A 249-nucleotide genomic window follows, 5' to 3' on the forward strand; every position below is an offset into this window, starting at 1 on the left:
CGCGTTGGCACGCGCTCCACGATCATTACCAGCCAACTGCCATTGGAACACTGGCACGCCTGGCTGCAGGACCCGACGCTCGCCGACGCGATCCTCGACCGGCTCGTCCATCAGGCCCACAAGCTGTTTACGCCGACCGGAAATTGAGCCACTTGTAGGGATCGCGCCGACTGAAAACTGAGCCGGGCAATCAACCTATCCTGCTAGTTTTTCAGGCAGGGTGTTTGGGGATGATCCCGATGACCATGA

1 protein-coding gene is annotated in these 249 nt (G+C 59.4%); it reads left to right on the plus strand.

All coding sequences use genetic code 11. The features are described 5' to 3' along the window. Positions 1-147 (plus strand): ATP-binding protein (locus HWX22_RS31730; RefSeq protein WP_175917039.1); only part of this gene is annotated, 147 nt, incomplete at its 5' end. Positions 148-249 lie beyond the last annotated feature (102 nt).

Source organism: Burkholderia sp. BCC1638, assembly GCF_902833195.1.
In the GTDB taxonomy this organism is placed as follows: domain Bacteria; phylum Pseudomonadota; class Gammaproteobacteria; order Burkholderiales; family Burkholderiaceae; genus Burkholderia; species Burkholderia diffusa.